The organism is Campylobacter concisus, assembly GCF_002092845.1.
GTDB lineage: Bacteria > Campylobacterota > Campylobacteria > Campylobacterales > Campylobacteraceae > Campylobacter_A > Campylobacter_A concisus_AQ.
The window spans coordinates 1-19,665 of sequence record NZ_LVXF01000041.1 but is presented as its reverse complement, the minus strand read 5'-3'; the positions used below and the strand labels follow the sequence as shown (position 1 = coordinate 19,665).

Annotated in this window: 17 protein-coding genes; 9 read left to right on the top strand and 8 right to left on the bottom strand. The window is 37.7% G+C overall.

What is annotated here, in order from left to right; all coding sequences use genetic code 11:
• Window positions 1-2: 2 nt before the first annotated feature.
• The 5 genes from A3854_RS08775 (at window position 3) to A3854_RS08755 (ending at window position 6,254) form a co-directional block, all read left to right on the top strand.
• The gene (locus A3854_RS08775; protein ID WP_084042156.1) at window positions 3-1,457 is read left to right on the top strand and encodes an MBOAT family O-acyltransferase; all 1,455 of its coding nucleotides are present in this window, start codon (window positions 3-5) and stop codon (window positions 1,455-1,457) included.
• Between the two features lie 8 nt (window positions 1,458-1,465).
• Window positions 1,466-2,416, top strand: coding sequence for a hypothetical protein (locus tag A3854_RS08770; RefSeq protein ID WP_084042155.1), 951 nt, complete (start codon window positions 1,466-1,468; stop codon window positions 2,414-2,416).
• A gap of 82 nt (window positions 2,417-2,498) precedes the next feature.
• The gene (ispG, locus tag A3854_RS08765; protein ID WP_084042154.1) at window positions 2,499-3,557 is read left to right on the top strand and encodes a flavodoxin-dependent (E)-4-hydroxy-3-methylbut-2-enyl-diphosphate synthase; all 1,059 of its coding nucleotides are present in this window, start codon (window positions 2,499-2,501) and stop codon (window positions 3,555-3,557) included.
• Between the two features lie 10 nt (window positions 3,558-3,567).
• Entirely contained in the window at window positions 3,568-4,980 is a 1,413-nt protein-coding gene (locus tag A3854_RS08760; RefSeq protein ID WP_084042153.1) for a replicative DNA helicase, read from the top strand.
• Window positions 4,980-6,254, top strand: coding sequence for a ComEC/Rec2 family competence protein (locus tag A3854_RS08755; RefSeq protein ID WP_084042152.1), 1,275 nt, complete (start codon window positions 4,980-4,982; stop codon window positions 6,252-6,254). Before A3854_RS08760 ends, A3854_RS08755 begins: the two co-directional genes overlap by 1 nt.
• Here A3854_RS08755 and A3854_RS08750 read toward each other — a convergent pair.
• The 8 genes from A3854_RS08750 to A3854_RS08715 are packed head-to-tail and all read right to left on the bottom strand — an operon-like array spanning window position 6,251 to window position 15,647.
• On the bottom strand, window positions 6,251-7,114 hold the full coding sequence (locus A3854_RS08750; protein WP_084042151.1) for an EamA family transporter: 864 nt from the start codon (window positions 7,112-7,114) through the stop codon (window positions 6,251-6,253). The genes A3854_RS08755 and A3854_RS08750 overlap by 4 nt on opposite strands.
• Window positions 7,107-8,342, bottom strand: coding sequence for a TolC family protein (locus A3854_RS08745; RefSeq protein WP_084042150.1), 1,236 nt, complete (start codon window positions 8,340-8,342; stop codon window positions 7,107-7,109). Before A3854_RS08745 ends, A3854_RS08750 begins: the two co-directional genes overlap by 8 nt.
• Window positions 8,339-11,365 (bottom strand): efflux RND transporter permease subunit, encoded by a 3,027-nt coding sequence (locus A3854_RS08740; protein ID WP_084042149.1) that lies wholly within the window; start codon window positions 11,363-11,365, stop codon window positions 8,339-8,341. The genes A3854_RS08745 and A3854_RS08740 overlap by 4 nt, the downstream gene beginning before the upstream one ends.
• Complete coding sequence (locus tag A3854_RS08735; RefSeq protein WP_084042148.1) at window positions 11,362-12,105, bottom strand: efflux RND transporter periplasmic adaptor subunit; 744 nt, start codon at window positions 12,103-12,105, stop codon at window positions 11,362-11,364. The genes A3854_RS08740 and A3854_RS08735 overlap by 4 nt, the downstream gene beginning before the upstream one ends.
• On the bottom strand, window positions 12,102-13,367 hold the full coding sequence (locus A3854_RS08730; RefSeq protein WP_084042147.1) for a TolC family protein: 1,266 nt from the start codon (window positions 13,365-13,367) through the stop codon (window positions 12,102-12,104). The genes A3854_RS08735 and A3854_RS08730 overlap by 4 nt, the downstream gene beginning before the upstream one ends.
• Window positions 13,367-14,089: a flagellar type III secretion system pore protein FliP gene (gene fliP / locus A3854_RS08725; protein WP_374057409.1), complete on the bottom strand. Its 723-nt coding sequence runs from the start codon at window positions 14,087-14,089 to the stop codon at window positions 13,367-13,369. Before fliP ends, A3854_RS08730 begins: the two co-directional genes overlap by 1 nt.
• Window positions 14,090-14,100: 11 nt before the next feature.
• Window positions 14,101-14,880: an OmpA/MotB family protein gene (locus tag A3854_RS08720; protein WP_084042146.1), complete on the bottom strand. Its 780-nt coding sequence runs from the start codon at window positions 14,878-14,880 to the stop codon at window positions 14,101-14,103.
• Window positions 14,880-15,647: a motility protein A gene (locus A3854_RS08715; protein WP_084042145.1), complete on the bottom strand. Its 768-nt coding sequence runs from the start codon at window positions 15,645-15,647 to the stop codon at window positions 14,880-14,882. Before A3854_RS08715 ends, A3854_RS08720 begins: the two co-directional genes overlap by 1 nt.
• A gap of 136 nt (window positions 15,648-15,783) precedes the next feature.
• Here A3854_RS08715 and glmU point away from each other — a divergent pair, with 136 nt between their 5' ends.
• From glmU to uppS, 4 genes are read left to right on the top strand one after another with little or no spacing between them, the layout of a single operon-like run.
• Complete coding sequence (glmU, locus tag A3854_RS08710) at window positions 15,784-17,091, top strand: bifunctional UDP-N-acetylglucosamine diphosphorylase/glucosamine-1-phosphate N-acetyltransferase GlmU (protein WP_084042144.1); 1,308 nt, start codon at window positions 15,784-15,786, stop codon at window positions 17,089-17,091.
• Window positions 17,078-18,250 (top strand): bifunctional phosphopantothenoylcysteine decarboxylase/phosphopantothenate--cysteine ligase CoaBC, encoded by a 1,173-nt coding sequence (gene coaBC / locus A3854_RS08705; RefSeq protein WP_084042143.1) that lies wholly within the window; start codon window positions 17,078-17,080, stop codon window positions 18,248-18,250. Before glmU ends, coaBC begins: the two co-directional genes overlap by 14 nt.
• Window positions 18,247-18,933 (top strand): hypothetical protein, encoded by a 687-nt coding sequence (locus tag A3854_RS08700; protein ID WP_084042142.1) that lies wholly within the window; start codon window positions 18,247-18,249, stop codon window positions 18,931-18,933. The genes coaBC and A3854_RS08700 overlap by 4 nt, the downstream gene beginning before the upstream one ends.
• A 3-nt stretch (window positions 18,934-18,936) precedes the next feature.
• Window positions 18,937-19,608: a polyprenyl diphosphate synthase gene (uppS, locus tag A3854_RS08695; protein ID WP_084042141.1), complete on the top strand. Its 672-nt coding sequence runs from the start codon at window positions 18,937-18,939 to the stop codon at window positions 19,606-19,608.
• The last annotated feature ends 57 nt before the right edge of the window (window positions 19,609-19,665 follow it).

The following is a 19,665-nucleotide window of genomic DNA, read 5'->3' as shown; positions in this document are numbered from 1 at the left end:
CAATGCTTTTTAACTCTTACGAATTTATATTTTTATTCTTGCCATTTACATTTTTTGTGTATTTTTATCTAAATAAAAAGCGCCTCACAGAAGTAGCAAAGGGCTTTTTGGTTCTATCATCTCTATTTTTTTACAGCTGGTGGAATGTCATTTATTTGCCGCTAATCTTAGGCTCAATGGTGTTTAACTACTGCTTTGGGGTGGAGCTAAACAAAGAAAATAGTAGAATTTCTAAAAAATTTATTCTTATACTAGGCATTGTGGCAAATTTAATGCTACTTGGATATTTTAAATATTCAGATTTTTTCATAAGCAATGTAAATTTTATCTTTAACACCCATATACCTCATTTGAATTTACTATTGCCCCTTGCGATATCATTTTTTACTTTTCAGCAAATAGCCTATTTAGTAGATAGTGCTACGGGGGGGGGTACGAAGCAGTATGATTTTTTAAACTACTGCTTATTTGTTACCTTTTTTCCGCAACTAATCGCTGGTCCGATCGTGCATCACAAAGAGATGATGCCGCAGTTTGCAAATTTAAAAAATAGAATAATCAACTATAAAAATATAGCACTTGGTCTATTTATATTTTCGATAGGTCTTTTTAAAAAGGTAGTTATCGCTGATAGTTTTGCTGTTTGGGCAACAAATGGTTTTGACAAGGCGGCTGTCTTAAATTTATTTGAAGCATGGGCAACTAGCCTAAGCTATACTTTTCAGCTCTACTTTGACTTTAGCGGATACTGCGATATGGCTATCGGTGCAGCGCTTCTTTTTAATATCAAGCTTCCAATAAATTTTAACTCACCCTATAAAGCCTTAAACATTCAAGACTTTTGGCGCAGATGGCACATAACGCTAAGCAGGTTTTTAAGAGACTATATCTATATCCCGCTAGGCGGTAACCGCAAAGGCAGGCTTCGAACATATGCAAATTTAATGGCAACCTTTATAATAGGCGGTATATGGCACGGGGCTGGCTGGACATTTATCTTTTGGGGATTTTTGCATGGCGTTGCCTTGGTTATTCACAGAATTTGGAGCGAACTTGGCTTTAAGATGAATAAATTTTTGGCTTGGTTCATAACATTTAACTTCATAAATATTACTTGGGTATTTTTTAGAGCAAAAGAGTGGGACGATGCTTTAAAAGTTTTAAAAGGGATGTTTGGGCTTAGTGGTATTGCTTTTCCAAGTTTTCTAGAAACGAAATTTTGCTTTTTAAAACCTTTAGGGGTTGACTTTGGCGGATCTATAGATAAAGTTGGAGATAAAAATACATTTTTATTTATTTTATTTGGTTTTATTTTGGTTTTAGTATTTAAAAATAGTATAGAAATTTTGAAACAGTTAAAATTTGAAACTAAAACCGCTATATTTTGTTCTATTGTTTTTATGTACTCTATTTTTTCATTAAACAATATATCTGAATTCTTATATTTTAATTTTTAAGGAAAAAAATGTTTTGCAAAAAATGGCTTATTGTTTTTTTAACAACATCTATTTTTATTTTACCAATAATATTTTGCATAAAATTTATGCCATATCACAATTTAAAGCTTTTAACACTCAACAGTAACGACATTATTTATTTTTCAGATAGCGTAATGAAATCACACTCGAAATGTGAAAAAAATCCAATTGGTGTGGATGATATATTAAGAGAAATGGGACTGCATGTAATAAATTTAAATAGTTCAGCCTATTCACCAATATTATATAAAGATTACATAAAAATTATTCCAAAAAATACAACTGTTGTAGTACCTATAAATTTACGCTCCTTTTCCGAAGAGTGGTTTTATTTTAACCAATACAGATTTATTGCGCAAAGGATTATATACTCAATGCTGGCATTGGATTTAAGGGCCGTATATCAAGCTATTTATGATTATTTTATTTATACTAAGGAAAAATATAATTCTCTAAATATTATAAGAGATAATAATAATTTAGGAACTATAAACAATATCCAAAAAATAAAAATTGATGAAGATTTTTATTGCTATGATAAATTTTATTACAAAAAAGAAGAGTTTAAAGACAAACTTTCTTTAAAATACAAATCCTTCTACATGTATAAATTAGATAGAAATCACGAGATGTTCAAATATATTAACGAAATGATTAATTATGCAAAAAGCCACAGTATCAAGTTAGTATTTTATATCACGCCAATAAATATCGATCACGGAAAAGTAATTGTTGGAGATGATTTTAAAAGCTCTGTTGAAAACAATGTAAAAATAATAAAACAGTTTTTTATTGATCATAATATTGCAGCATTAGATCTATCATATAGTGTGCCTGGTGAAAATTTTATAGATCAAAACTATGTGTGTGAACACCTTGACTATAATGGTCGTAAAATTATTGCTAAAAATATTATTAACATAATATTACAAAATTAAGTTTTTTTAAATATAGTATTTTCATAAAAATAAAAACAAATTTTTACTACAATTTGGTTTTTAAAAATTTAAAGGCAAAATTTTGCAACGATACCCGACAAAACAAATAAAAATTCGCGATGTTTTAATAGGCGGTGACGCACCGATCTCCGTGCAGTCGATGACATTTTCAAAGACAAAGGATGTAAAAGGCACGCTAGAGCAGATACAAAGGCTATACTTTGCAGGCTGTGACATCGTGCGCTGCGCAGTTTTTGACAAAGAGGACGCCAGCGCGCTAAAGCAAATCGTCGCCAGCTCACCCATCCCAGTCGTTGCAGACATACATTTTAACCACACCTACGCGCTCATCGTTAGCGAATTTGTCGATGCTATCCGCATAAACCCCGGCAACATTGGCTCAGCAAAAAACATAAAAGCGGTCGTTGATGCCTGCAAGCAGCGAAATTTACCTATCCGCATAGGCGTAAATTCTGGCTCACTTGAAAAGCAGTTTGAAGACCGCTATGGCCGCACGGTTGAGGCGATGGTGGAGAGTGCGATGTATAACATCAAGCTTCTTGAGGATTTTGACTTTACAGACATTAAAATTTCACTTAAATCAAGCGACGTCGAGCGCACTATGCAAGCTTATAGAGCGCTTCGCCCAAAGACAAACTACCCATTTCATCTAGGTGTTACCGAGGCTGGCACCACTTTTCACGCTACTATCAAGTCCGCGATCGCACTTGGTGGGTTACTACTTGAGGGTATCGGCGATACGATGAGAGTTAGCATCACTGGCGAGCTTGAAGAAGAGATCAAAGTCGCAAAGGCGATCTTAAAAGATAGCGGCCGCCAAAAAGAGGGGCTAAACATCATCTCATGCCCAACTTGTGGGCGTTTGCAGGCTGACCTCATGGCAGCAGTAAAGCTCGTAGAAGAAAAAACAAAAGGCATAAAAGAGCCGTTAAACGTCTCAGTCATGGGCTGCGTGGTAAATGCTATCGGCGAGGCAAAAGGCGCAGATGTTGCCATAGCATTTGGAAAAGGCAATGGCATGATCATGCGTCACGGCGAAGTGGTCGCAAGACTACCTGAGAGCGAACTTGTGGATAGATTTTTACAAGAGATCGATGACGAGATAAAAAGTAGAGACTAAAGGAAAAGTTGTGGCAAAGCAAAGAGTTAACGAGATAGAATTTACCAACCTTTACGACATTGATATGGAGCGAGCTATACTAAGCTCCATTTTGCAAAACAACGATATTTTAGGTGAAATTTTTGACATTGTTAAGGCAAAGGATTTTTATCTAAAAGGGCATTCGCAAATATACGATGCAATGGTGGCATGCCTAAATAGCGATGATCCTATAACTATGCCATTTTTAAAAAATAGACTTGGCGAAAAATACGACGAAGAGCTAATACTAGATATTTTGGGCACAAATTCCCTAATAGACATTCAAAAATACGCAAACGAACTAAGAGAAAAATCTATAAAAAGAAGTCTTGTAAAGATCGCTCACAACATACCAAGCAAAGTAAATGAAGATAAGCCAAGTCGCGATATGGTCGATGATCTTAGCCAGGAATTTTACTCTTTGATAGAAGGTGGAAGCACTGGAGTTATAAAAGAAGGCAAAGAGATCATCATGAAAATGATGGATCATATTAATGCTCAGGCCTTGCTTGGCGAAAAAGATATAGTTGGACTTGATACTGGATTTAAAAAGCTAAATGAGATGATAAAGGGCTTTAAAAATGGTGACCTCATCATCGTCGCAGCTCGTCCAGGCATGGGAAAAACGACACTTTGTTTAAATTTTATGAGTCAGGTTCTAAAAAATAATGCTGGAGTTGTTTTTTTCTCGCTTGAGATGCCAGCTGAGCAGATAATGATGAGAATGCTAGCAAGCAAGACCTCTATTCCGCTTCAAGACATAATGACCGCAAAGATGGATGATGAAGCGTTGGCTAGATTTAGCGATGCTTGTGAAGGGTTTGCTGCTAGCAAGCTTTTTGTGCATGATAGTGGCTATGTAAATATCCATCAAGTAAGAACACAAATGCGAAAACTAAAGGCTATGCATCCTGAAATTTCACTTTGCGTGATCGACTACATCGGTCTTATGATGAGTACAAATAACTACGCTGATCGTCACGTCCAAATAGCTGAAATTTCTCGTGGATTAAAGCTTTTAGCACGTGAGCTAGATATGCCAATCATCGCTCTTTCTCAGCTAAACAGAAGCCTAGAATCTCGCGCAAATAAACGCCCTATGCTAAGCGATCTAAGAGAGTCAGGCGCGATCGAGCAAGATGCTGACATCATTCTTTTTGTCTATAGAGATGAGTTTTATCTAGAACAAGAAGAAAAAGAGAAAGAAAAACGCGCAAGTGCCGAGGGCAAAGAGTACAAGAGCAATCACGTCTTTAATAAGCTTCAAGAAAAGGCTGAGATCATAGTTGGCAAAAATAGAAATGGCGAAACTGGCTCAGTTGATGTGCTCTTTCAAAAGCAACACTCAAGGTTTGAAGATATGTCTGCAATGCCAGTATCTGATGTTTCATTTGAAGGCTGATGCGTTTTAAAGCTTTAAAAAATAGAGAAATTTTTACTATATTTTGTCTGTTTTGCCTTTGTATTTTTTCTATAAATTTAGCTATTAGCTACCATAAATATCAAATTTTCATAGACAAAGGCGAACAAGAGCTAACAGCAACCGTGATTTCTAGCTATGAAAAGCTTGGAGATGACGGCAAGAAAAGGCAAATTTTAAAGCTTAAGACTGATGAGTTTTTATTTTATACGCTTGGAGCTAAAACAGATGACTTTAAAGCTGGAGATAGTATATTTTTAAGCGTCATAAATTTAGACGTTAGTTTTAAAGACTATCTTGCTTCCTCCTTTTACATGCCTAGCTTTTCACGCGAAAAACTGCCACAAAAAGCCACGCTAAATATCAACCAAAAATTACAATCACTAATCTACGCCCAGCATGAAAATAGTAAAATTTCACAGCTCTACTCGGCTCTATTTTTAGGTACAAATATTGACGCAGAGTTAAGAGATGACGTCTCGCACCTTGGTATAGCGCATCTTATAGCCATAAGTGGCTATCATTTAGGCTTTATAAGTGCGGTTATATTTTTTGTATTTAGGCCGCTTTTAAAATTTTTATATGCGAGGTTTTTACCTTTTAGAAACTACAACTTTGATCTAGCCATTATCGTTTTTATAGTCTTGTCATTTTACTTTTTTATAATAGGCTTTATTCCAAGCTTTTTGCGAGCGTTCTTAATGAGCATTTTAGGATTTTATTGCACGTTAAAAGGCGTCAAAATTTTAAACTTCAAAACACTTTTTATAGTGGCACTTGTTAGCATATCGCTCTTTCCGCAGCTACTTTTTAGCATAGGTTTTTACTTTTCGCTCATGGGCGTTTTTTACATATTTTTATACTTTAAACACCTAAAAGATAAATTTTCGCCTTTCACTCATCTTATACTTTTAAATTTATATGTTTGCTTTGCAATGGAAATTTGCGTGCTTTATTTCTTTCCACTCATTAGCTTACAGCAGCTTAGTGTCCTTGCTATCAACTACATCTTTAGCATTTTTTATCCATTAAGCGCCGCACTTCATATCGCTTCGTATGGCGACATTTTTGATGGATTGCTAAATAATGTTTTAAATTTTAGACTAAGCTCGACTAAAATTTTCGTGCCAGCCATTATTTTTATCTTTTATAATATCGCTTCGCTTCTAGCTATAAAATTTAAATCTATATTCTACATTTTACCGCTGCTTGGGCTCTTGTGCTTTGCTATTGCTAGCTATAAAATTTACGCCTAAGCGATCTTCATACCATAAAATTTCATTATCTTATTGTGAATTATCAAAGATATATACATTATAACAGCGCCTAAAATTAGCCTAGTTAAGTCTGTGTCCTTTTGCCAAAAGACTAAATTTACGATGATAGCAGCTGGAATGAGAGCGTTATTCATGATGGCAAGCACGCCGCTATCGACCTCGCAAGCGCCTTTGTTCCACATAAAATATCCAACTCCACTAGCGACCACTCCAAGCCAGAGAAGCACTAAAATTTGTGTTGAAGTAAGTGAAAATTTGGCTGGATTGCCAAGAGCAAGAAGCGCAACGATAGCTACAAAAAATGCACCAAAGTGAAAGTAGCCAAAGACATTTTTTTGATCCACGTCAAATTTTTCTAAAAGTGCCTTATATGCGCTCTGCCCTGCTCCAAAGCAGATATTTGCCGCTTGCACTAGCAAAAAGCCCTTTAATACACCATCATTTATAGCGCCATATTTTATAACCAAAGCTCCAAAAACCGCAACGCCAACGCTAAAGAGATAAAGTGGTCTAAATTTAAAGCTAAATGCGTCGTAGATGAGCGTCACGTAAAACGGCGTAAAAATGGTAAAAAGTGCTACTTCTGGCACACTTAGATACAAAAATGAATTGTAATAAAATAGATACATAAGTCCTATTTGCACCGCTCCGATCGCCATTATGCCAAATGCTAGCTTTGGGCTAATGCCACGAAATTTTGTAAATGGCAAAAAGACTAAGCTCGCAAGCGCAACCCGAATAAAAACAGCCAAATAGCTATCAACCTTACCAGCTAAAAATTCCCCTATCAAACTAAAGCTAAACGCCCACAAAATGGTTACAAAGATCAGTTTATTCAATTATCACCTCATTTATTTTTCTTGCACATTCAAAAAAATACTCAAGCTTATTTAACTCAAGCAAATCGCCATCAAGTATGAAATTTGCCCTATCACTAAAATTTTTCTCACTCACAAATAGAAATTCTTCATATTTTATCTCACCATCAAGATAGCCATTTAACAAATCAACAAAATCACTATCAAGCTTATCTTGCTTCAAATCTTGCAAATTTAACTTTGCATTTAAGCCTTTGATCGTGCTTTCTAGCTCTTTTAGGCGAGTGATTATCCTATTTTCTTCATCGCTTAGATCAAGTGCCGCCTTTTGCTCTTCAATGCGTTTAACTTGACTTTGCTTGCTAAGACTTAAGCTATCAGGCAGCTTCCACTCAAACTCCACTCTAGGCTTGTTCGCATCAGCGTAAGCACCTATCATCTGCGAAGTCGTCCTCTCACCTTTTTTAAAGCTGTTATTATTCACACTTTGCGTATCTTTTAAGTAAATTTTTGGAGCAAATTTGCTCTTTTGCTTCTCATTTTCTTGCTCTTTTATAAATTTTTCTTGCTCCATTGCCCCAAGTTTTGCGCTTATATCATCTTTACTAAAATCAGGCATCATTATCTTTGAGCCAGCATTAAAACCAATCTCGCCATTTGAGAGCAAATTTATCCTTGAGTTTAGCTCAGCTAGCTTAAGTCCAAGCTCGTCAAGCTCAGCTCTTTTTTTATTTAAGGTGAAATTTATCGCATCAAATTCGCTCTTATCTATCTCGCCATACTCAAACCAAAACTCATTTTCAGCCGCAGCCTTAGCAAAGCTATCGACAAATTTTGTCTCTAAATTTATAAGTGAATTTAGGGCAACGGCGTTAAAATAGACCTTTGCGACCTGAAAAGCAGTGAGATTCATCAGCTCTTCATCTTTGTAGATTTTCTCCACACCTTTGTGATCTAAAATTTTATCAGCAGCCTCGCTCGCACCGCCATCAAAGATAAGATACTCAACCTTTGCCGTGATCGAGCCTGCCTTTGTCATATATCCGCCCTTTATCTCATCAGGCACAAAGGTATATCTGCCATCAAGGGATAAATTTAGCTTTTTGCTTTTATTTTTATTTATATATTCATTTTTATTAAATTCTTTCAAACTCTCAAGCCTTGCACTTTGCGCCAGAGCGATGATCTCTAGTAAATTTCCAGCCCAAAGAGGCAAAGCAAAGAGCAAAACAGCTAAAATTTTCTTCAAATTCTCTCCCTTTCATAAAATTTTCTTATAAATTTATCAAGATTATAGATCCATGCAAAAAGCACTGGCACGACAAGCAAGCTTAGCAAAGTCGAGCTAATGAGCCCAAAGATGATACTTATAGCCATAGGTGAGTTGGCCTCATAGCCAGCACCCCTGCTAAGAGCAAGTGGCAGCATGGCAAATATCATCGCAAAAGTGGTCATCAAAACAGCTCTTAGTCGCTTTTTAGCAGCCATTTTTACAGCTTCGTTCGCCTCCATGCCGCTATTTGCAAAGTGGTTTGCAAAATCAACGACCAAAATGGCGTTTTTACCGACCATGCCAAAGAGCAAGATGACGCCAACCATGACAAATAGACTAAATGGATTGCCGCTTATAAAAAGGCCAATCACGACGCCACAAAAGGCAAGCGGCATGGCAAGCATGATGAGAAATGGCAGCAAAAAGCTCTCATAAAGTGCAGCTAGCACCATATAAATAAGCACCGCACTAGCACTCACCGTAAATATAAAAGAAGCGTTTGTATCATCCATCAGCTCGACAAATCCCAAAAATTTATACTTGAAATTTGCAGGCAAAATTTCATCAAGCTTCTTTGAAATTTCATTTGCCACGCTATTTAGCGGAACGTTGTTTTTGGTATTTGCTAGAAATTTGATCTCATCTGCTCTATTAAACCTTGAAATACTAGCTGGCTTTTGCTCAAAACTAATTGTCGCCACATCGCCAAGTGTCACGAAAAAGCCCTCATTGCTTCTTATCTTGGTCTTTAAGATATCATTTGTATCGCTTCTAAATTTATCATCAAGGCGCATGTAAAGCTCATACTCTTTGCCATTTTCGTTTTCAAAGACAGAGACCTCGTTCTGGCTAAATGCGCTATAAACGGCGCTTGCAACGCTAGCTTTGTCTAAATTTAGCCTCTTAGCCTTATCTTCATCGATAGAAATTTGCACGCGTTTTAGCAGATCTTCTTCGGGCGAATTTACGTCCGTTGCGTCGTTTATCTCTTTTAGCATTTTGCTGATCTTTGGCACAAATTTCTCTAGCTCCTTGCCATTTTCAGATGTGATAGTAAGCTTTACTGGCTGCACATCGCCACCTTCAACTACTGGAAGATCAGCCACGATGACGCTCATATCATCGCTCTTTAGCTTGTCACGAAAACTTTGCATGATAGCATTTTGCCGCTCATGATTAACCCTATCTTTTAGCTCCTTTAGCCTAACGTAAGCCTTTACAAGATATGGCTGCTTGGCATCTGTGTAGCCAAGGATGAAGTAGGCGTAAGCTACCTGAGGATCGGCGTTTATGAGTGAAATTTTATCTTTTAGCCTCTCTTTGCTAGCTTGCAGACTAAGTGAAGGATTAAGCTTAAAGTAGATGTTAAACTCCGAGTTATCCTCGCTTGGCATGAAGTCACCTCCTATAAATTTAGCCAAAGCAAACGAGCAAACGACGACCACAAGCGTTATGGCTAAAAATATGAGCTTAAACTTAAGCGCCAAAGCTAAAATTTTCTCATAGAAATTTTCAAGCGCCTCAAAAAATGGCTCGCTCTTTAGAAAAAAGCCGCTTTGTTTGGCATTTACAAACCTTGCACTAAGCGTTGGCACAAGAAATATGCTCACAAAAAACGATATGACGATGCCAGCTGCCACGCTCATGGCAAATGAGTTAAAGTATTTGCCAACGATGCCACTCATAAAGGCGATAGGCACAAAGACGCAAAGCAGCACGAGCGAGATCGCAAAGACACTAAATGCTATCTCTTTTATGCCTGCAAAGCTTGCTTTTAGGGCATTTGGCTCATCTTTTAGCTTACTAGCGATATTTTCAGTGACAACTATCGCATCATCGATAAAAATTCCGATGCCAAGCGTTAATGCGATAAGGCTTAGGCGGTTTATGTCGTATCCTAGGGCATTTATGATGAAAAATGTCGCTACGATGCTAGTTGGTATCGCTACGACCGAGATGATAGTGATCGAGAAATTTCTTAAAAATAGATAGACGATCACGATGGTTAGCAAGACGCCTAGGATCATATCAAAGGCGGTTTGATCAATGTGCTTTTGTATCACTTCGCTCTTATCGTAGGCTATTTTTACGTCGTATTCATTGCCAAGCAAGCTTTTAAACTGATCTAGCTTTGACTTAGCTAGAGCGATCACGGTTAGAGCGTTTGCGTCTGGAGCTAGCTCAAGACCCAGCAAGACGCCACTTTTTTTATCCATTATCGCTGCTTCGTTTGCGTCTTTGTAAGCGAGATCAACACTTGCGATATCTTTTAAAAAGACCCCTTGTTTGATCGTTAAATTTCTTATCTCATCTATGCTTTTAGCACTGAAATTTGACTTGATCGCCATTTGGATCTGCTCATTTTCTATCTTGCCAAGTGGTGCTTTTAAATTTTCAACCTTTATTAAATTTGCCACTTCATTTGCACTAAGGGCGTTTTTATCAAGCTTAAATCTATCAAGTAAAATTTTCACCGCTGGCTCTAAAAAACCATTTGTCTTGACCTTTGAAACGCCGCTAATTCGTTCCAAAAATGGCTTTGCCACGTCATCGATCTCTTGCATGAGCTTGGTTTCGTTGCCATCAAGCCTTGTGATAAAGAGACTAAAAACAGATGAAGAGAGCCCGTTTAGCTTTTCTATCTCGTAGTTTGCGTTTAACCTAGCTTTTTGCATCTTGTCACGGACGTCGTTTGTAGCGCTCTCTAGGTCTTTGTTTAGCTCAAATTCGATGCTAACCACACTTAGGTTATCAAAGCTAGTTGAGTAAATTTTCTTGATACCTTCAATGCTTGAAATTTCATCTTCGATCTTTTGTGTGATCTTAGTTTTTATATAGTTCATATCGCCGTTTGCGTAGGTCGTGATTTTTACTATTGGGATATTTACTTGTGGATATAAATTTACATTCATTGTCTTTAGCGAGTAGATGCCAAAGACAACAAGGCTTAAAAAAACCATTAATGTAGTTATAGGGCGATTTATGGCTGTTTTTATCATTTTCTTTTACTAACTAGCACTCTGCCTTGACCAAACATGCCTGGCTTTAGCCCAGTGTCATAAGCCTGGGCGTAAAATTTCCTGGTCTCTCTTTTAATCTCTGGATAGATGAGTGCGATTTTTACCTCTTTTTCGTCGCTTGTTGCGTCAAGTTTAAATTTAAATGTATCGCCAACTTTTACTAAATTTGCATATTTTTCATCGATCGCTATTAAAATTTTAGCCTCGTTTGAGTTTAAAATAAAAGCTGGACTAAGCGGCGAAACACTCTCTCCAAGCTCAATGTTTTTGCTAGCGATAACGCCATCAAATGGGGCTTTTAAAACAGCTTTTTTAAGGCGATCTTGCGCATTTAAAATAGCGATTTGTGCACTTTGAACCCGAAGTATCGCTTCGTCAAATTTATACTTTACCTCGTCAAATTCTTGCTTTGAAGTGACGTCCCTTACTTGAGTAAATTTGTTTAAAGTATTTTTTGCAAATTCACTAGCATTTTTTGCCAGCTCAAGATCATTTTTTGCCTTTTTAAGAGCTATTTCTAAGCTGCTTTGATCAAGAATAGCTAAAGCGTCGCCCTTTTTAACATGACTTGAAACATCTACAAAAATTTTATCCACCTTGCCACTACCCTCAAATGCGAGCTTTGAGCTTTGTTTAGCGTAGACTTCAAAGTCAACAAAAATTTCCTCACTAGCAAATGAAAAAATGCAAAATATCATTAAAATTATCAGCTTTTTCAATCTTTAATCCTCTCTAAAATCGGCTCACCATTTTCAAAAAAGAACTCCGCTTTTTTAATCTCAAGCTCATCCTTTGCACTCTCAAAAAGGCTAATGGCATCAAATTTTTGAGAAAGCGCCTCAAGTAGGTCGCTATATCCTAAAAGCCCAGAGTTATACTTCTCATAGCTAGCTTTTAATGCCAAATCACTTGCTTTTACATATTCGTTTAGTGAAGCGATTTTTGAAGTAAGTACCACGATTTCACTTTGCAAATTTTTAAGTTTTGTCTCGTTTTCACGCTTTTTATACTCTAAATTTAGCCTCGCTTCATCAAGCGCGATCTTGCTAGCTTGGCTCATCTTGCTAGTGGCAAAAAAGTCAAAAATTTTCCACCTAAAGCTAACGCCAAATTTATTGCCGTGCGTATCCTCTTTTAGATATTTATCAAGATATGGACGGTAAGCGCTATACTTGCCAAGGTCGATGTCGTAGTTATTTTTGTAAAATCCATATGTGTCATAAAGCAAAATTTGAGGCAAAAAGCCAGCTCTTGTCTCACTAAGCTTAGCCTCGCTTAAAGATATATCTTGACTTAGCTTGTCAAGCTCAGCGTTTTTTGAAGCTAAATTTGAGCTAATCTCAGCCATTTTTGCCCCGCTCATAGGTGCGATTTGCTCACCTGTTAGCAAATTTATCTCATTTAAAATTTGATCCATTTTATTTTTGTATTCAAGCTGCGTGCTGTTTGCCAAGTGGTATTTTGCACGCACATTTTCTAGCTCATCTTTTGGGGCAAGTCCTGCTTTATTTGCCTTTTCAAGCTTGTCTAAAACGCCTTTTAAGAAATTTGCCTGAGCGTTTTTGGCGGCTATTATATTTTCAAGTGCGCAGGCGTTAAAGTATAAATTTACAGCCTTAAATGCAAGGTAGTTTTTGGCTTCATCGTTTGCGATGGCGGCTTTATTTTTCAAAAGCTGGCTCATCTTTAGCCTAGCCTCTCTCGCTCCGCCATCATAAAGCAAAAAATCAATTCTAGCCAGCACGCCAGCTGACTCTTTAGCGACTACACTTGGAAAGGTGCTTGCATTTTTGCCGTATGAGCCCTCTAAGCTAAGGCTTGGCATATATGAGCTTAATGTGGCTTCATCGCTTAAATTTGCTCTTTTTAGCTCAAGCTCTTTGATCTTTGAAATTTCATTTTGCGTTGCTTTGTTTGCGATCACGCTTAAATTTGAACCAAGCAAAAATACCGGCAAAAAAATGAATAAAATTTTTTTCATTAGTGAAAGCTTTTTACAAGATTTCCTATTAGCAAATTCCAGCCATCAACAAGCACGAATATGAGCAGTTTAAATGGTAGTGAGATCATGACAGGAGGAAGCATCATCATACCCATAGCCATTAGCACTGAGCTTACGACCATGTCGATGACAAGAAATGGCAAATAGAGCAAAAATGCTATCTCAAAAGATGTCTTTAGCTCACTTATCATAAAAGCTGACATTGCGATACTTAGCGGTATCTCTTCGATATTTGCTGGATTTTGTAAATTTCTAATCCTAAAGAAAAGCGCAAGGTCTTTTTCTCTTGTGTTTTTTACCATAAATTCTTTAAAAGGCTTTAAGCTCTTATCAAGCATCTCCTCATAGCCTATTTGCTCAGCTATATAAGGCTTTATGCCATCATTATAGCTCTTTTGCCCAACTGGCTCCATGATAAAAAATGTAAGAACCATCGCAAGCGAGATAAGCACTGTTGAAGGAGGCACTTGCTGTGTACCCATCGCTTGGCGTAAAAATGAAAAAACAATAACAAGCCTCAAAAAACTTGTCATCATAAAGATGAGCGAAGGAGCAAGTGCAAGTGCTGTTAGGATTAGTAAAACATTTAGAGAATTTACTAATTGCTCAGCATTTGCAGGAGAATTTAGGCTTAAATTTATAGTTGGTAAGGCCGGATCAGCCCCAAAAACTACACAAAATAAAACCGCTAAGCTAAGCAGTGCTTTCAAGACTAATTCCTCATATCAAGGATACTTTTCTTAGTAGCCTCTTTGTTTTTTGGCTCAAGAGAGACGAAGTGAATTTCTACTCTATTGTTTTTTGCCCTACCCTCTTCTGTGTTATTAGTAGCAATAGGATCAAACGAAGCCTTTCCTGAAGCTATCAGCCTATTTTGTGGCACTCCATCGCTGCTAAGCTGCTCTACTACACTTAAAGCTCTTGCAGTTGAAAGTTGCCAGTTATTTTTATAAGCTGAGTCTTTGCTTGGTTCTATATTATCTGTATGGCCGATGATATCGGCTTTTACATCATTAGGCATTTTCGCCACAATCATGCCTATTCGTTTTAAAAATAGCTTCGCATCTTCGCCAGAAATTTCAGCACTATCTTTATCAAAAAGCATAGCCGCTGGAAGCCTTACGATAAAGCCATCCTCGCTCTCTTCCATCGTAATCTCAGGTGCTCCGCTAGCAGCTAGTAATTCATTTATCTTTTTAACATTCATATTTAGCTCACTTTGTGAGCCCTTTTGCTTGCTTATCTTTTTTGCACGAGTATTTTCAGGATCTGTCTCTTTTTCTATCTGATTTTCAGGTCTAGCACCACCTTCAAGCACACTCAAAGCACCAGCTAGTGAGCCAACAGCGGCCTCCATCTTTTTAGCATCCATTGTCGCCATAGAAAGTAATAAAACGAAAAAACAAAGCAAAAGTGACATAAGGTCACCAAAAGCAGCTAGCCACTCAGGCATACATTTTGGACACTCTTCTGGTTTTATTAACTTACCCATTATTCAAACTGACTTTTTCTATCTTTTGGTGGTAAAAATGCTAAGAGTTTAGCTTCAAGCGTTCTTGGATTATCGCCTGCTTGTATCGACATAATTCCCTCAAGCACAACTTGTTTTTCAAGTGCTTCATCAGCATCGCGAATAGAGAGGATGTTTGCCACAGGCGCACCTATGATGTTACCTATCATCGCACCATAAAGCGTCGTAAGCAAGGCAACCGCCATTGATGGGCCGATCGCACTAGGATCTGACATGTTAAGAAGCATCGCAACAAGACCTATTAGAGTACCGATCATACCCATCGCACCAGCAAAACCGCCAATTTGCTCAAAAATTTTAATGTTATTTGAATGTCTTGTGCTAGTTTGATCGATATCGATCTCCAAAAGTGCTCTGATCGCATCTGGCTCATTGCCATCAACTGCCATTGAAAGGCCTCTTTTTAAAAACTGATTTGTCTCATTATTTACTTCGCTTTCGAGCGATAAGATACCATCACGTCTAGCTTTAGTTGAATAATCGACTATTTTTTTTATAGTCTCAGGTAAATTTACTACGACTGATGGCTTAACAGCAATGCCATAAAATTTACCAATTCCTTTAAGCGTCTCCATCTTGAAGCCAACCATCATAACGCCGATAGTACCACCAAAAACGATCATCACAGAAGGAATATCGATGTATGGTCCTATACCAACGCCTATCGCCATTGATCCAAACAAAAGCACCAGGGTCAAAACCCAGCCGACGACGGTTCCTAAATCCATTTAAACTCGCTTTATTTATAAATTCTTAAGATTGCCTATTCTATTAGCTTTTTGTTGAAAAAATCGTTAAATTAAAAAAATTGTTTGCCATTTTTTGATACAATCTGCGAAATTTTTAACGTTAAAAGGCTTAAAAATGAACAATACTTCAATCATAATCTTAGCTGCTGGTCTTGGCACCAGAATGAAATCAACCCGCCCAAAAGTATTATTTGAACTTTGTGGTGAGCCAATGATAATTCACATCTTAAAACAAGCCTATGCCATCACAAATGACGTTAGTGTCGTGCTTCACTACGAAAAAGAGTTAATTAGCAAAAAGATAAAAGAAATTTTCCCTCAAACTAAAATTTTTGAGCAAGATTTAGAAAATTTCCCAGGCACTGCTGGAGCGATAAAAGGCGTTAGCCTAAGCGGAGAAAAGGTGCTTGTTACTTGCGGCGACATGCCTTTAGTTAGATCAACTGACCTCATGCGCCTAGCAAATGCCGAAGCAGATGTGGTTATGAGCTCATTTGAAGCAGCAAATCCTTTTGGTTACGGCAGAGTTATCATAAAAAACGGCAAAGTTGAAGCCATCGTCGAGCAAAAAGATGCGAGCGAGGCGCAGCTTGCAATAAAAAGCGTAAATGCTGGCTGCTACTGCTTTAAACGCGAGGCGTTAGAGCAAATTTTACCGCTCATAAGCAACCAAAACGCACAAAAAGAGTACTACCTAACTGACGCCATAAAAATAGCAAATGAAAAGGGCTTAAAGTGCGTCGCAGTAAATGTAAATGAGCAAAATTTCATGGGCATAAATGATAAATTTCAGCTAAGCATCGCTGAAAAGATCATGCAAGATGAGATCAAGCAAAATTTGATGAAAGCTGGCGTTTTGATGCGCATGCCTGAGAGCATTTTCATAGACAGCAGGGCTAAATTTGAAGGCGAGTGCGTGCTAGAAGAAAACGTAAGTATCCTTGGCGAGTGCGTCATCACTGAGAGCATCATCAAAAGCTCGTCGGTGATCGAAAGCAGCGTTATTAAAAACTCAGACATCGGCCCACTAGCTCACATAAGGCCAAATTCTGAAATTTCTGACACACATATAGGCAATTTCGTCGAGGTAAAAAAAGGCGTTCTTGGCGGCGTAAAAGCTGGACATTTGAGCTATCTTGGCGACTGTGAGATAGAAAGTGGCACAAACATCGGTTGTGGCACGATCACATGCAACTACGACGGCAAAGCAAAATACAAAACCAAAATCGGCAAAAACGTCTTTATTGGCTCAGATACGCAGCTAGTTGCCCCTGTAAATATCGCTGATAATGTTATCATCGCAGCTGGCAGCACCATCACAAAAGACGTTGAAAGCGGCGCTCTAGCTATCAGCAGAGGTCGTCAAGAGAACAAAAGTGGCTTTTTTGAGAAATTCTTTGGCAAAGACGATGTTAAAAAATAAGAAAATTTTACTTGCCGTTTGCGGTAGTATCGCCTTTTATAAGGCATTCGAAATTTTATCGCTGCTTAAAAAGCTAGGCGCTGATGTTTATGTGGCTTTAAGTGACGGGGCGCTTGATTTTTGCAGTGTAAGCGGCTTTGAGGCGCTAAGCGAGCATAAAATTTTAAGCTCACAAACGCAAAATTGGCAAGATGGCGTAAATCACATAGCCTACTCTAAAATGGATCTAGTCCTCATCGCACCTGCCTCGGTAAATACGATAAATAAGCTAACAGCTGGCATCTGCGACAATGTCTTTATGCAAACGCTAATCGCCGCCTCGCACGTGCCTTTAGTCGTTGCCCCAGCTGCAAATAACAACATGATCGAGCATTACGCGACGCAAAATTCACTTGAAATTTTAAAGAAAAACGGCGCTTTAGTAGTTGAGCCAGTGCTTAAAACTCTAGCTTGTGGCGACGTTGGCAAGGGCGGTCTTGCAAGTCCTGAAGCGATAGTTGAAGCTGCCATTAAAAGGCTTAGCAGACCACTTTTTGCTGGCAAAAAAGTGGTGATCACAGGTGGCGCGACAACCGAAAAGATAGATGATGTAAGAGCCATTACAAATTTCTCAAGCGGCAAGATGGCAAGAGCCTTGACAAGAGCCTTTTACTATGCGGACGCAGAGGTAAAACTACTTGCTAGCTTTGAAGCGGAAAACGAGCCATTTGAATGCCTTAAATTTAGCTCAAGCAGTGAGCTTTTAGAGCTTTGCAAGAGCGAGTGCGAGAGTACGAATTTGCTTGTAATGTGTGCTGCGGTAAGCGATTTTGTTCCGACAAAAATTGATGGCAAGATAAAAAAAGAGGACGTTGGCGAAATTTTAAGCTTAAGTCTAAAGAGAAATGTCGATATTTTGCAAAGCTTAAAAGAGCTTAAATGCAAAAAGATCGGCTTTAAGCTTGAAATCTCAAGTGAGAGCGCACACAAAAACGCTAGAGCAATGCTAGAACAAAAGGGGCTTGACGCAGTTTGCCTAAATATCTTGGGTGAGAAAAATGGCTTTGCAAGCGAGCAAAATGAGGTAAATTTCATCACGAAAAATAGTGAAACTTTGCTGCCGCTTGCCACAAAAGACGAGATCGCAAGACATATCGTGGAGCTAGCGGCAAATTTATGATAGAGAAAATTTCTCGCATTCAAAAAATAGCAAAAAATGCAAATTCTCCGTTAGTAGCTATAAATTCGTCACTTCCACTTAGTATCTTGGTAAGCCAAAAGATCGGCTTTAACAGATACATTTTAAATTTCGCAAATAGAAATTTAAACACAAAAAGCGCAAAAGAGCTAAACGTAGGCTCGAGATACTGGGGCGAGGTGCAAAGCCAGGGCGAAAATATCGTCATAAAAAATTTATACGAAAAGCCAAGAATTTTAGACGAAGATATCTTGGCTGATGGGCTAAATCTTATCGAAATTTTGATAGAAAATGAAAATTTATCGTGGTTTTATGACCATTTATTTAAAAGTTTAAGTGAAGCTAAGACAAAAGACGAGATGAAAGTGCTAGCGAAAATGCTCTTTGCTCTGCAAGAAAATGTCGTGTATATACCATTTATTTATAATGGTACAAACGGCGTTTTTCAGCTAAAAAAAGAGGAGGAGGATATGAAAATTTTTTTAATATTTTCAAATTTTGCTCCACTTATTTTTAAATTTAAAGATGAAGTTTTATACGAGATCGCGACCCCATTTAATAATGTAGCTAGCTTGTTAAAAAGTGAATTTAACGCCAACATAACAGTGCAAAATGTGAGTGCTCTTTGGAGCAAAAAAGAACAAATTATTGATATAAAAGGCTAAAGATTGAATGAATTAAACCACCTTGCTATTATCATGGATGGAAATGGACGCTGGGCTAAAAAACGTGGATTTTTACGGACAAATGGGCACGAAGCCGGAGCAAATGTAGTAAGCGATATGTGCGAATTTTGTATCGATAATGGCGTGAAAATTTTAAGTCTTTACGCATTTAGTACTGAAAACTGGAAAAGGCCACAAAAAGAGGTTGAGTTTTTAATGAATTTGCTTAAGAAATTTCTCATTTTAAAGCGTACTGACTTTATAAAAAATGGGATTAAATTTAACACAATCGGCGATATTTCGCCATTTAGCGATGAGCTAAAAAACGAGATAGAGATCACCAAAAACGCTACAAGAGAGAATAAAAATTTATTATTAAATTTAGCGATAAACTACGGCTCAAAAGACGAGATCATTAGAGCTGTGAGAAAGCTAAATTTAAAAGGCTGTGAGATAAGTGAAGCGAGCCTAAATGCAGCACTTGATGAGAGTGAGCCAGTGGATCTTCTCATTAGAACTGGGGGCGAGAGCAGGCTTTCAAATTTCATGCTCTGGCAGGCAAGCTACGCGGAGCTGTTTTTCACGCCGACACTTTGGCCTGACTTTGGTAAAGATGAGCTTACAAGCATCGTTAGCAAATTTAAAAATATAGAGCGAAGATTTGGCGGAGTTTAGCGAGATAATGGATAATTTAGTCATCTTTTTTGCCGTTTTTGCTTTTGTTTTGGGTAT